This is a genomic window from Rhodoferax sp. (assembly GCF_023701345.1).
Taxonomy (GTDB): domain Bacteria; phylum Pseudomonadota; class Gammaproteobacteria; order Burkholderiales; family Burkholderiaceae_C; genus Rhodoferax.
In genome coordinates this window covers 18,586-31,918 of the sequence record NZ_JAMPXE010000003.1, presented here as the reverse complement: position 1 = coordinate 31,918, position 13,333 = coordinate 18,586, and the positions used below count along the sequence as shown (strand labels likewise).

Annotated in this window: 13 protein-coding genes; 10 read left to right on the top strand and 3 right to left on the bottom strand. The window is 50.0% G+C overall.

Translation table 11 applies throughout. From position 1 onward, the window contains the following. Positions 1–301: 301 nt before the first annotated feature. The 10 genes from NDI87_RS01010 (at position 302) to pcaF (ending at position 11,047) form a co-directional block, all read left to right on the top strand. Complete coding sequence (locus NDI87_RS01010; protein WP_296272933.1) at positions 302–724, top strand: VOC family protein; 423 nt, start codon at positions 302–304, stop codon at positions 722–724. Positions 725–757: 33 nt separating this feature from the next. Continuing rightward, positions 758–1,816, top strand: coding sequence for a TRAP transporter substrate-binding protein (locus NDI87_RS01005; protein WP_296272932.1), 1,059 nt, complete (start codon positions 758–760; stop codon positions 1,814–1,816). Positions 1,817–1,943: 127 nt separating this feature from the next. Continuing rightward, positions 1,944–3,824 (top strand): TRAP transporter large permease subunit, encoded by a 1,881-nt coding sequence (locus tag NDI87_RS01000; protein WP_296272931.1) that lies wholly within the window; start codon positions 1,944–1,946, stop codon positions 3,822–3,824. A 21-nt stretch (positions 3,825–3,845) separates the two neighbouring features. After that, positions 3,846–4,748, top strand: a complete 903-nt coding sequence (locus NDI87_RS00995) for an NAD-dependent epimerase/dehydratase family protein (RefSeq protein ID WP_296272930.1) — start codon at positions 3,846–3,848, stop codon at positions 4,746–4,748. 29 nt (positions 4,749–4,777) lie between these two features. Next, entirely contained in the window at positions 4,778–5,548 is a 771-nt protein-coding gene (locus NDI87_RS00990) for an SDR family oxidoreductase (protein WP_296272929.1), read from the top strand. Between the two features lie 77 nt (positions 5,549–5,625). Next, positions 5,626–5,946 carry an antibiotic biosynthesis monooxygenase family protein gene (locus NDI87_RS00985; protein ID WP_296272928.1) on the top strand — a complete coding sequence of 107 codons (321 nt, stop codon included), beginning with the start codon at positions 5,626–5,628 and terminating at the stop codon, positions 5,944–5,946. After that, entirely contained in the window at positions 5,946–6,497 is a 552-nt protein-coding gene (locus tag NDI87_RS00980; RefSeq protein ID WP_296272927.1) for a hemerythrin domain-containing protein, read from the top strand. Before NDI87_RS00985 ends, NDI87_RS00980 begins: the two co-directional genes overlap by 1 nt. A gap of 97 nt (positions 6,498–6,594) precedes the next feature. Beyond that, the gene (locus NDI87_RS00975) at positions 6,595–7,755 is read left to right on the top strand and encodes an acyl-CoA dehydrogenase family protein (protein ID WP_296272926.1); all 1,161 of its coding nucleotides are present in this window, start codon (positions 6,595–6,597) and stop codon (positions 7,753–7,755) included. A gap of 20 nt (positions 7,756–7,775) precedes the next feature. Then, positions 7,776–9,818 carry a 3-hydroxyacyl-CoA dehydrogenase NAD-binding domain-containing protein gene (locus NDI87_RS00970; protein ID WP_296272925.1) on the top strand — a complete coding sequence of 681 codons (2,043 nt, stop codon included), beginning with the start codon at positions 7,776–7,778 and terminating at the stop codon, positions 9,816–9,818. 14 nt (positions 9,819–9,832) lie between these two features. After that, a complete protein-coding gene (pcaF, locus tag NDI87_RS00965; RefSeq protein ID WP_296272924.1) occupies positions 9,833–11,047 on the top strand; it encodes a 3-oxoadipyl-CoA thiolase in 1,215 nt (404 codons plus the stop codon). Between the two features lie 73 nt (positions 11,048–11,120). Here the strand turns inward: pcaF and NDI87_RS00960 are convergent, their stop codons facing one another. The 3 genes from NDI87_RS00960 to NDI87_RS00950 all read right to left on the bottom strand — a co-directional run bounded on the left by NDI87_RS00960 (position 11,121) and on the right by NDI87_RS00950 (position 13,167). Further along, a complete protein-coding gene (locus NDI87_RS00960; protein ID WP_296272923.1) occupies positions 11,121–11,738 on the bottom strand; it encodes a 3'-5' exonuclease in 618 nt (205 codons plus the stop codon). A 180-nt stretch (positions 11,739–11,918) separates the two neighbouring features. Then, positions 11,919–12,542, bottom strand: a complete 624-nt coding sequence (locus NDI87_RS00955) for a hypothetical protein (protein ID WP_296272922.1) — start codon at positions 12,540–12,542, stop codon at positions 11,919–11,921. Positions 12,543–12,804: 262 nt separating this feature from the next. Continuing rightward, positions 12,805–13,167, bottom strand: a complete 363-nt coding sequence (locus tag NDI87_RS00950; protein ID WP_296272921.1) for a histone protein — start codon at positions 13,165–13,167, stop codon at positions 12,805–12,807. Positions 13,168–13,333: the final 166 nt, after the last annotated feature.

Here is a 13,333-nt window from a genome sequence, read left to right as displayed (position 1 = left end):
AAATCTCCGTGCGAATGGTGTCCTCTGGTGGTTGCGATGTTGAGGAAAGTTCTTGCCTTTTTGTATTCATAGGCGAATTATATCATTCATTGGCAATTTAGAAATTACTCATTTGAAACAAAAAAGATGAAAAACCTAGGGATAACCCTAATTAAACTTCACTAACAAATGCTTTTATTCACTAATGAATCGTGATATCGTATGGCCCAGGGCTGAGTAAAGCTCCCAGCTCAATCAAGAAGAGCTTCCCCGATCGGCATTAGCTAGTGGGGAGTTCGCAACCTAACCGAAAGAAAGCGCTATGGAATTCAAGTTTCACCACATGAACATTTGCACCGACAACTTGCCTCGATTGACAAAGTTCTACAAAACATTGTTTGAGTTGGGAACGATCACCGATGAGGCACACACCGTTATCAGTCGGGAACGTGACGATCGTGCTTACACCGGCAAAGTCGACTTTTTGACTGATGGCGATATCGAGTTCCATTGGTCAGAGCGTGATTTGGAAACTGGCTTCAAAATGAAGAAGTTTGTCAATCCAATGGGCCATGGGCACTTCTGTTTCCGGACTGACGACATTCAGGGCTTCATGCGCAAATGTGATGCGCTCGGCCTTCGCTATTCAGACTACGGCTGCTGGGCTATCCCTGGTTGGCATCAGGTGTTCCTTTATGACCCTGATGGCCATTGCATCGAAGTTCACCAGCCGAACGTATTCTGAGATTTCACAACAACCATTTAGAGGAGACATACCATGTCATTTAATTTCACCGCAAACAAAAATTCCTTTGATCCAGTCACAACGAATCGCCGAGCCGTACTCAAAGGAATTGCTGGCATCGCCGCCACAACGATGGTTCCCGGAGCCGCATTCGCACAGGCGGCAGGCAAGTTCAATTTGAAAATTGCAATCACCTTGCCTGATAGTCATCCGACGCCTGTGGCTCTGAAGGCCGCTTGCGCGGAAATTCAGAAGGCGTCAAACGGTCGTTTGAATATTGATGTGTACCCGAGTGGTCAGTTGGGTAGCGACACGGATGCACTCTCGCAGGTGAGATCCGGTGCGATTGATTTCGTCTGCACGGCTGGCTCAATTTATGGGAACCTCACTCCTGGCGCATCGATCAACTCGATCGGATTTGCGTTTCCCGATTACGCCACTGTTTGGAAGGCCATGGACGGCGATCTTGGCGCCTTCATTCGATCATCCTTTGATAAGGTTAACTTGATTCAAGTCGGTCAAGTCTTTGACCACGGGTTCCGTCAGATTACGCACTCATCCAAGCCAATCGTTACGCCGAATGATTTGGTTGGAATGAAGATACGCGTGCCTGCCACTCCGTTGTGGACGTCGATGTTCAAGGGACTGGGCGCTTCTCCTGCGAGTGTGCCAATTGGTGAGCTCTACACGGCACTTCAGACCAAGGTTGTCGACGGTCAAGAAAATGCATTGCCAACAATTGATGCAGTCAAGCTGTATGAGGTTCAGAAATTCTGCTCTTCCACTTCGCACATGTGGGAATATTTCGCACTCGTCGGAAATAAGAAGAATTGGAATGCATTGCCAGAAGACCTGAGGTTGTTGGCCACTCGAATCTTTGATGCCCACGCTGTTAAACAACGCGCTGCACACGATGCACTGAACGCAACTCTTGAAACCAAGCTAAAGGGACAGGGCATGCAGTTCAACCGTGTTGATACCAAACCTTTCCGTGAATTGCTGCAAAAGTCAGGTTATTACGTTGAATGGCAAAAGAAATTTGGTCCTGAGGCCTGGGCGTTACTTGAAAAGTACAGCGGCAAGCTGGTTTAACTCTGGATGGAATTTGAGCGGACCTAAGAGCAATTGACACGTACAGGCATATAGGAAGAGTCATCGACCGATATGCCAGTGATGAAGCTCAGGCCGCTCTTCTTTATTGATTATTTTCGAGATTTCTATGACCAGTCGAGACCCCACCACATCGGAATTTAACGGTGTCCAAACACCACCAACCGAGCCGCAGCTTAGCCGCGATCTTTCACGTTGGATGATGCCGATTGAAGTTCTCTGTGCCACACTGATGGTCGGCATCGTCTTGATGCTGTTTGGTGGCGTCATTGCACGTTACGTTTTCTCGCACCCCGTTGGATGGATTGACGAAGCGGTCTCGCTCTCATTCATTTGGGTTGCCATGCTAGGCGCAGTGCTAGCCATGCACCGAAACGAGCATCTTCGACTGACCATGTTTGTCGACAAGATTCCTGCTCAATGGCGTGGTTTGATCCATGCCTTTGCTCTCGTTGCAATCAGTGCCTTTCTGATTGGACTTATTGGTCCGTCGATAGAGCATGTCGAAAGTGAGTGGATGGTTACCTCACCGGCACTCGAAATACCCAGTGGGATTCGGGTCTCTGCGATCGCCGTGGGCATGATCTTGATGTTGTTGGTCATTGGCGCTTATGCGTTGAAAACTGTATCCAAGAAAAATCTATTTATCGCCATCATCGGTGTTGGATTGTTCGTGACTTTCTGCTTCGGGATCGCCCCGCAGCTTAAACAACTGGGCATGATAAACATCCTGATTTTTTTATGCGGTTTGGTTTTCTTTTGTTTGGTTGCAGGCGTGCCAATTGCCTTTTGTTTTGGTATTGGGGTGATGTCGTACCTCGCCTTTACCGGCTCCATCCCCCTGGTCGTGATCGTCGGCCGGATCGACGAAGGAATGGGCAACATTGTTCTGGTGTCAGTGCCCATCTTTGTGCTCCTTGGCTGCGTGCTTGATGCCACGGGAATGGGCAAAGCGATCGTGGACTTTCTGGCCTCGATGATTGGTCATGTCAAAGCGGGGATGTCCTATGTATTGCTGGCGTCTCTCTTCATCGTTTCGGGTATTTCCGGCTCCAAAGTATCGGACATGGCAACGGTGGCTCCGGCACTATTTCCTGAAATGCGAAGACGTGGCAACAAAAAATCGGAAATGGTGGCGCTCTTGGCAACAGGTGCGGCCATGGCTGACACAGTGCCCCCGAGCATTGTTCTGATTGTTTTGGGTTCGGTTGCAGGTGTCTCGATCGCAGGATTGTTCGAAAGCGGATTCTTTGTCGCAATGGTCCTCTTGATGGCATTGCTGGTGCTGGCCCGCTGGAAAGCGCGCAATGAAGTGACAGGCCAAGTAAAGCGCCCGAGTTTGAAGGCGATCGGCAAGCTTGCAATGATTGCATCTCCAGCGCTTGTGCTCCCCTTTCTGATTCGCAGCGCTGTAGGTGGCGGTGTCGCAACCGCAACCGAAGTCTCAACCTTGGCGGTACTGTATGCGATGCTGATTGGGCAGCTGCTATACGGTGGCATCGGCTGGAAGCGGCTATATGGGATGCTGGTGGAAACCGCTGCTTTAAGCGGTGCAATTCTGTTAATTCTGGGAACAGCTTCGTCCATGGCCTGGGCGATTACCCAGAGTGGCGTCGTTCAGCAACTATCAGCGTTTCTGACCACGCTGCCTGGCGGCTGGATGGCTTTCATGGCAGTAACAGTTGTCGTTTTTCTTATTTTGGGATGTCTTCTTGAAGGACTGCCCGCCGTTTTGCTGCTTGCGCCAATCATGTTTCCGATTGCTAAAAAACTGGGGATCCATGAAATCCACTACTCCATGGTCATTGTCTGTGCGATGAACGTTGGACTGATGATGCCACCGATAGGCGTTGGTTTTTACATAGCATGTCGAATTGGAGATGCAAAACCCGATGAAGTCATCGTTGCAATTTGGCCATATATCGCAGCTTTGCTTGTTGGTGTAATCGTTATTGCTGCGATACCTGCATTATCAACCTTTATGCTCTGATTAAATAATTAGAAAAAACAAATGAACATATTTATTACTGGTGCAAGTGGTTATATTGGTGGATCGGTAGCTACTGCATTGATTAAAAAAGATCATAAAGTACGTGGTCTAACCAGAAGTGAATCAGTTGCTGAGCAATTAAAGGCTTATGGAATAGATCCTGTCATGGGCTCACTTGACGACTTCGAACTGCTCATGGAGGAAGCAAGTAAATCCGATGCAGTTATTAATACCGCAAATGCCGATCACTTGGGTGCTGTAGAAGCTCTGATTGCAGGTTTGAAGGATACAGGAAAATCTCTGATTCATACCAGTGGCTCCAGCATTGTCGGTGATGATGCACGAGGAGACTTTTGTTCTGCTGCAGTCTATAGCGAAGACACACCATTAGTGGTTGATCCCAGGAAACAAGCCCGCCGAAATATTGATCTTCTGGTAACCGAGGCTTGCAAATTCAACATTCGATCTTCGGTAATTATTCCAAGTCTGATTTACGGGATTGGTACTGGCATAAATAAATTCAGCATACAGATTCCATTTATGACAAATAATGCGCTTGAACAGGGTGAAGTTCAAATCGTTGGTAAAGGACTTAATACTTGGTCTAATGTGCATATCGACGATTTGGTGGACTTATATTGTTTGGTTCTTGAGGATGCACCTGCTGGCTCTTTTTATTTTGCAGAAAATGGTGAGGCATCATTTCTGAGTATCGCAAAGGCCATCTCCAAGCGCCTCAATATTAATAAGATCGAACATTTGCCGCCCGATACCGCAGTTGAAAAATGGGGAATGGCCAAAGCGTTGTTTACGTTAGGAAGCAATAGTCGCGTTAGATCTGTTCATGCCCATAGAGACCTCAACTGGAATCCAAAACATGCTTCTGTGCATCAATGGATTCTGGATGAAATGACAACTAATTAAAACTTGGATAATTTAAAGGGTTATGTTATATGTTGATCAAAGATAAAGTATGTATTGTTGCCGGGGCAGCGTCCCTGCGTAGTATTGGTTATGCCACAGCCGAATTATTCGTTGAACACGGCGCAAAAGTCGTAGTCACTGATCTGGGCATGGATGAACAAGTGCTTGAAAAAATCAGAAACTCCATCGAGGGCAAACTGCAACGACCCATTTTGATTCACGGGGTCCAGTGTGACATCAGCAAGCGAGAGCAATGTGATGCCTTGGTCGAAAAGGTATTGGAGTTGCACGGAACCGTTGATTGTCTGGTTAACTCTGCAGGCATCGTTCAATCTCAACCCATCTTGGAAATTAGTGAAAGAGATCTCGATCTCATGTTTGGCATTAACCTCAAAGGCGCTTTTTTCCTCTGTCAAAGCGTACTCAAGGTGTTTGCCGAAAAACGTTCTGGCTCCATCGTCAATGTCGCGTCTCTTGCTGCGCAACGTGGGGGCGGGCTGGTCGGGGGCTCGCATTATGCAGCCTCAAAGGGTGGGATGCTGAGTATGACGAAAAGTATTGCCCGTGAATTTGGGGCTTTGGGTATCCGAGCGAATGCGATCTGTCCGGCAATGATTGAAACGCCAATGTTGGATGGCCTGTCAGAGGATCGCCTTCGGGGAATCATCGATGCGATTCCTCTAAAGCGCACAGGGACGACTCGGGAAATGGCGGGTGCCTGTTTGTTTCTTGCGTCAGAGCTTTCCGGATTTATTACAGGTGCAACTATCGATGTGAATGGTGGAACGCACATCCACTAAAGAGACCCATCAATTTTTTTATAAACATTGATCAAGAATTCTCCATTTACTAATATTAATTTCAACGGAGTTTAAAAATGATTCTAGAAGTTGCAGACATACGCGTCAAAACTGGTCAGCAAGTTGAATTCGAAAATGCGGTCAAGATTGCAATGACAACTGTGTTCACGAAGGCCAAAGGATTTCGTGAACACAATTTTCACCGATGTATTGAGTCACCTGACCGTTATGTCTTACAGTTGACTTGGGATACGCTTGAAGACCATACGGTGGAGTTTCGAGGATCACCACTGTTTACCGAGTGGCGCTCGTTGGTGGGTAGTTTTTTCGCTCAACCACCACAGGTAGAACATTTCGAACTCGTGAGCAGGTCGGACACCAAACCGGGAGTAGCTTGATGTCAACCATGATCGATAAAGAAAATGATGCACCTTTAGAATCATTTGCGGGTTGCCATATAGGTATTGTCAGCATGGTTCGCCAGATGGCGGAGTTGCCCGAACTTATTAGTCCTGTGCGTCGTTTTCAATCAATTACACACCGGATCGAGGATTTCTTTAATCATGTTGTAAAGACTCATCATTCCGAGGAAGAGGAGCAGCTTTTTGTTGCGGTTTTAGCCAGTGCTAACGCCGGTGATGAGAAGGCAGAGGTGGAAGAGCTCATTTCAAGATTGACTGACGAACATCGGGTAATTGAGAAAGCCTTCGTTTATTTAATTCCACAAATCAAAGCACTTGAGAAGAATGTAGTTCCCGAATTCGAGGCAAAAAATGTTGACTCACTGGTCGAACTTTATCTTGCACATGCACGTTTTGAAGAAGAAGTGTTTTTGCCGTTGGCAAAAATAATACTAGGAAGAAATGATAACCACATGGCGGCATTAGGCCTGGCGATTCATATGCGACATGCCGTTGATGATATTCGTGGGGAATTTGGCATTATTTAAATGTCAGGGCATCAATATTTAAGTGAAGCCGATAACCGCAACGTGCTCCAGTCGAGATGATTGGGGCGATTTTTCACCGAGCTAGATAGGGTAAGAGATGGCACTAGATGACGAAACTTTTGGCTTACTGAAGGAAAGCGTTCACCGATTTGTTCGTGATCGCTTGATGCCAGCCGAGGACCATGTTGAGGAACGCGACGAAGTCCCCCAAGAAATCATTGATGACATGAAGAATCTTGGACTCTTCGGTTTATCCATTCCTGAAGAATATGGCGGGATTGGTCTTTCCATGGCTCAGGAATGCCAGGTCGCTTATGAATTGGGACACACGGCGCTGGCCTTTCGTTCGGTCGTCGGCACCAATATCGGTATTGGGTCCCAAGGCATCTTGATGGATGGAACGCCTGAACAAAAGGAAAAATACTTGCCCGAGATTGCGTCAGGTGACCTGATCGTTGCATTCGCTTTGACAGAGCCAGATGCGGGATCCGATCCGGCTTCCTTAAAAACTCGCGGTGTCCTTGAGGGTGATGACTACGTCTTGAACGGTAACAAACGATACATCACGAATGCACCAAGGGCTGGTGCCTTCACCTTGATGGCACGAACAGATGGCCCAGGTCCGAACGGAATTTCCGCATTTATTGTCCCGGCGAACATCGATGGAATTTCACTTGGAAAGCCTGACAAGAAGATGGGCCAACGCGGAACCAAGACCTGCGATGTCAACTTGGACAATGTCCATGTTTCCAAAGACAACATCATTGGCGGTATTCCTGGACGTGGATTCAAGACAGCCATGAAGGTTTTGGATCGCGGGCGTTTGCACATCTCTGCATTGGCTTGCGGTATGGCGGACCGGATTCTTACAGAGAGTGTTCTGTATGCGCAGCAACGCAAGCAGTTCGGTCAACGTATTGGGGATTTTCAGTTGATTCAAGCCATGCTCGCTGACAGCCAGGCGGAAATTCTGGCCGGTTGGAGCTTGGTTCAAGCGGTGGCGCGTCGTTATGACGCCAAGCCCTTCGGAAGTTTTGACCCTGAAGTAAGCATGCAGGCTTCGTGCGCCAAGATGTTCACGACCGAGATGGTGGGGCGGGTGGCAGATCGTGGGGTCCAGATCCATGGCGGCGCGGGCTACATCAATGAATACAAGGTTGAACGTTTTTATCGCGATGTCCGATTACTTCGTCTGTACGAAGGCACTACTCAAATTCAGCAACTCGTCATCGGCAAGCACCTTATGCGTGCTGCCTGATGAATTTTTTCTAGTTAGATATGCTCAGTATTCAGAATGATGTCGCAGTCATTGCGATCAACAACCCGCCAGTTAACAGCCTGGGACATGCGTTGCGCGAAAAAATTGTGCAAGAAATTCAGATGGCTCAATCAGATCCAGCTGTGCTTGGCATCGTTTTGGTGGGTAATGACAAATTGTTTTCGGCAGGTTCGGATGTGACTGAGTTCGGCACAGATCTGCAATTTCGTGAACCGATACTTCGAACAGTAATTTCCACGGTAGAAGATTGTCAAAAGCCAGTGGTTGCAGCCATAGCTGGCATTGCTTTGGGCGGTGGTCTTGAACTGGCCCTGGCATGCCATGGACGCGTTGCATTGGCCTCAGCTCGAATTGGGTTTCCCGAGGTAAATTTGGGATTGATACCTGGCTCAGGCGGCACGCAAAGACTACCAAGATTGGTGGGGCCTGAAGCCGCATTAACAATTATTCTCTCTGGTCAACCTGTTGCTGTGACTGACCACAAATGCTTGGGTTTGTTCTCGGCCATTGTGGAAGATGATGTGATACCGGTGGCAGTGCAACGAGTTCTTGATCTGGTTAACTCGAAAGCATCGCTCCCGAATGTCCGTGATATTGATCTCGATCCAGCGCAAGTCAGAGAATCCGTTGACAAACAAAGATCGAAGCTTAATGGGCGTCAACGGCTGCAACCTGCCTACGGTGCGGCATTGGACGCAGTCATGGCGACGACCCAAAAGTTGGAAGCCGGTTTGCAAATCGAGCGAGCGTTGTTCCTGGACTTGGTTTCCTCCAAATCGGCACAAGCACTTCGGTACCTGTTCAAAGTTGAGCGTGAAGCAAGTCGTTTACCCCCTGATTTGCATGCCAGTCCACGTCAAGTGCAACAACTCGCTGTCATCGGTGCAGGAACAATGGGTTCAGGCATTGCGATTGCGGCGTTGGACGCAGACCTGTCCGTTCTCCTTCTGGAGCAGGATGAAAATGCACTGGAGCGTGGTCGGCAGAGAATCAAAACGCATTACCGGGAACGTGTCCAAAGCGGAAAAATAAATGAGTTTCAAGCTGCAACGAATGAATCACGACTAACGACAACGACAGATTGGTCGCGTTTGGTTGAGGCAGACTTGGTCATTGAAGCCGTGTTTGAAGACTTGCAGGTCAAACGCGAGGTTTTTGGGAAGATCGATGTCCATGCCCGACAGGGTGCTGTGCTCGCAACGAATACGTCGTATCTAGATATAGATGCAATTGCTGAGGTGACTCAACGACCGCAAGACGTAATCGGGCTGCATTTCTTTAGTCCGGCCAACGTGATGAAGTTGTTGGAGGTCGTTCGGGGTGACAAAACTTCGGCTGATGTGTTGGCGACTGCGATGGTCTTGGGCACTCGGCTTAAAAAAACTCCTGTTTTGTGCGGCAACGCGTTTGGATTTATTGGCAACCGTATCTACAACGCCTACCGACGTCAATGCGAATTCATGCTCGAAGATGGTGCTTGGCCAGAAGAGGTTGACAGCGCCCTAACTGCTATGGGTTTCGCCATGGGGCCATTCGCGGTGGCGGATCTTTCAGGTTTGGACATTGCCTGGCGGATGCGCAAGGCGCAAGCTGCGACTCGTGATCCGGGCGAGCGTTACGTTTCCATTTTGGACAAGCTGTGCGAACAAGGACGACTCGGTCGAAAGACTGGCGCCGGATATTACGTCTACACCGACGACAAGAAAGCAACTGTCACCGATCAAACGGTACGCAATCTGATCGACCAAGCAAGTGTCGAACGTGGCATTGAGAGACGCTCGCTCTCAGCTGAAGAAATTCAAAGGCGGGCCTTGTTGGCGATGGTCAACGAAGCTGCGTTATTGCTTTCGGAAGGCGTGGCGACGCGGGCAGAAGACATTGATGTCGTTCTCACTCAAGGTTATGGTTTCCCTCGTTGGGAAGGTGGACCCGTCTTCTGGGCGCGACATCAGGAAAAGCATCGTCTTGAAGCTGAATTGAGTCAGCTTGCACGTGAGGCGGGTCATGGATTTGCGCTCGGTAATTTAGAAATTTTGCTTTAGTAATGAATTGAACTATGAACACGATCAAGCAAGACGCTTTTATATGTGATGCCATTCGCACGCCTTTTGGTCGTTACGGTGGCGCTTTGAGCTCAGTGCGAGCCGATGATTTGGGGGCTATTCCCATCAAAGCGCTGATGGCACGCAACCCACAAGTTGATTGGGCAGCAGTAACCGATGTCATTTATGGTTGTGCAAATCAAGCGGGTGAAGACAACCGCAATGTTGCCCGCATGAGCAGTTTGTTAGCAGGGTTGCCGATCGAGATTTCGGGATCTACCGTGAATCGCTTGTGTGGTTCAGGCCTTGATGCTGTTGGCACGGCAGCGCGCGCGATCAAGTCAGGCGAAGCGGGTTTGATGATTGCTGGGGGCGTGGAAAGCATGAGTCGAGCACCTTTTGTCATGCCCAAAGCCGAAAGTGCATTCAGTCGCAACAACACGGTGTACGACACCACGATTGGTTGGCGCTTCGTCAATAAGTTGATGAAAGAAGTGTATGGCGTGGATTCCATGCCCGAAACAGCCGAGAACGTTGCGGTCGATTACAAAATCGAACGGGAAGCGCAGGACCGCATGGCCATGAGTAGCCAACTGCGGGCTGTGGCGGCTCAAAAGGCAGGTCACCTTGCCCGAGAGATCACACCCGTCACCATCCCTCAGAAAAAGGGCGATGCCATCATTGTTGACAGAGACGAGCACCCGCGCGAGACCAGTATGGAAACATTAGCCAAACTCAAAGGTGTGGTGCGTCCCGATGGGACTGTGACGGCTGGTAATGCCTCGGGCGTAAATGATGGCGCTTGCGCTTTGCTGCTGGCCAGCGATGCCGACGCGGCCAAATACGGTTTAACGACCAAGGCCCGCGTCGTGGGGATGGCGGCTGCCGGTGTAGCGCCTCGGGTGATGGGCATTGGACCAGCACCAGCCACCCTGAGGGTACTGGCCTTGACGGGGCTGACGCTTGAACAAATGGACGTCATTGAACTCAATGAAGCCTTTGCCGCCCAGGGTTTGGCGGTGTTGCGCTTACTTGGCTTGAAAGATGACGACGAGCGTGTCAACGCTTGGGGTGGCGCTATTGCCCTTGGCCATCCACTTGGGGCATCGGGGGCGCGACTTGTGATGACGGCGGTGAATCGATTGCATACGACTGGTGGGCGTTATGCGTTGTGCACTATGTGCATTGGTGTTGGGCAAGGGATTGCGGTAATTCTTGAAAGAGTCTAATTGAATGGGCACCTAAAGAATCTAATGATTGCCCCATCGAGCTGGAAAATAACACGCACTGGCTGCGCTGACTTCAGCAGGACGAATTTGAGCAGGCGTTCAAGAATACTGGCATTTTGGTTCGGGTTACCTTTTGAATACGCATGAGCAACTGGTGGTTGACCGACTGAATGCGGTACGTCTTGGAGACATCTTGCTGGATACGACACCACAGGTGGCTGGTCATCTCGGCATCGACCATGGCTCGGTGTGCCCGGCCGGTTTGCGGTAGCCCAAGCAACTGCACCAGCGTTGCCAGTCTGTGGTTGGGTGAATTGGGGTAAATTCTCCGTGCCAGCAACATGGTGCAGGCGAACTCGCTGGATGATGGGATTGAGAGGTGAGCCAGTTCTGCCTCCCAAAACTTCTTGTCAAAAGACGCGTTGTGGGCGACGACTGGTGTGTTGCCGACAAACTTGCAGGCTTCGCGCATGACTTTGGCTACGGGTGGTGCGGTTGCGATCATGGCATTGGTGATGCCGGTGATCTGGGTCACTTCAGCCGGAATCCTGCGCCCGGCGTTCATCAGACTCTGAAATCGATCGATGACCTGTCCATGACGCACCAGGGTAATGGCAATCTCGGTTGCTCTGTCGCCGAAATTGGGTGACAGTCCAGTGGTTTCAAAGTCCAGTACAGCGACCGTTTCCATTTTCAGGAACACCCGCCTGGTGAAGTACAGTTTAGACAATAACTGCATGGACTCGGCAACATCGTCGCAGTTGCAGCGATGGTTGACGTGCCGGTGGTGGCAAAAGCCGACAACAGTTTCCCCCACTCATTTTGAATGAAAGCTTTGACATTCCGGGACCAGTATTTCCTCATCGCTGCATCAGACCAGTTTGAACATTCCAGAATGATTAGTCTGCACAAGGCCAGCCGCCACCAGGCGTTTGAGCGCCGCCGTCATTGAGCCCATTGGAATGCCGGTTGCCTTGGCAACGGCGGTTTGGTTGACAGTCGCAAAGTCTTTGGTTTTTAAAACGTACCTCAAGTGCTTGAGCAGTCTGGCTGCATTCTTGGGTGCCGGCGCGGCTAACACTGGGCCCGGCTTGGCGGCAGCTATTCTTCTTTTCCTTTTGATCTTGACGTCCGTGGCGGCCAGACTGCTTTGTGCCACAAGAGGAACGTCCGTTGTAGCATGTGCAACAGGGGAGGGGGCTGACAGGGCGGGCATCATGTCAGGCAATGACGGCTCCACATCGCTCAAATCGCCAACCATCTGGTACACCTGTCTCAGATCTTCCTCCATGGCGGCGACCGTTCTCGACAGGCGCGCGACCATCTTCCAGTTCTCAAACAGCGTGTCATTGCCAAGGTGAAAGGGATTGGAGCCGACTGCAGCGTGGACGCGTTCGCCATAGCTCTTGACCGCCAGCTTGAGCTGGGCATCCGCATCAAACACGGCGGCACCGGCCTTTTGTATCGTGGCGAGCAGCTCTTTGTTCAGTGACATGAAATGAAGTTCCTTACATGGGGAAGAAGTGGAACCAGCATCGGATGGTGCCGGGGGGCGTACCTCGGCAACGTCCTCTGGATGATCGGTGAGGTTGCCATCTGATGGCCAATGGCTGACGATGTTGAGTCAGTGTCCATCGCTGGACAATTCCGTCGGGCAGGCCCGGTGAGTCATTTAACGCATCATCTCAAGGGTATAGAGATTGAGTTTGGCGTTTCACTGAACGACCGAGCCAGAACCGAACAGAGCCCAACAGAACCTATTTCTTTTTGACGGCCGGTTTGGCGGCTTTCGCAGGAGCAGCCGCTTTTGCGGGAGCAGCAGCTTTGGTAGGTGCCTTCGGGGCGGCCTTTGCTTTTGCAGGTGCGGTCACAGCAGGAGCTGGAGCCGCTTTCAGGGCCACACGTTGCTCACGCAGGGCTTTGATTTCGGCAGAAATCTTGTCTTTGCGCTCGGTCAATTTGGCAATATTTGCGGCGATCCTGGCAATCGCTTGAGCGGTCTTGGAGACAGCTGCTTTTTTTGCAGGTGCCTTTGCTCCAGGCTTGGAAACTTGCACTGGGGTCGCCGTTTTCTTTGGAGTTGCTGCAGCCTTGGGAGCCGCCTTTTTTGCTGTTGCCATGATCTATTGTTCCTTGGTTGTTAACTGGCGCTGAATTTTTGCCAGTGGCTTATTGTGATCAATATTTTTGGTTTTCCCAATAGACCTTCAAGTGGTTTCAGCTACGGCCAAAAAATTGCGGCCCATAAGCTGGTTATCTTTTGCGCACACCTGCAATCCCGTCCCT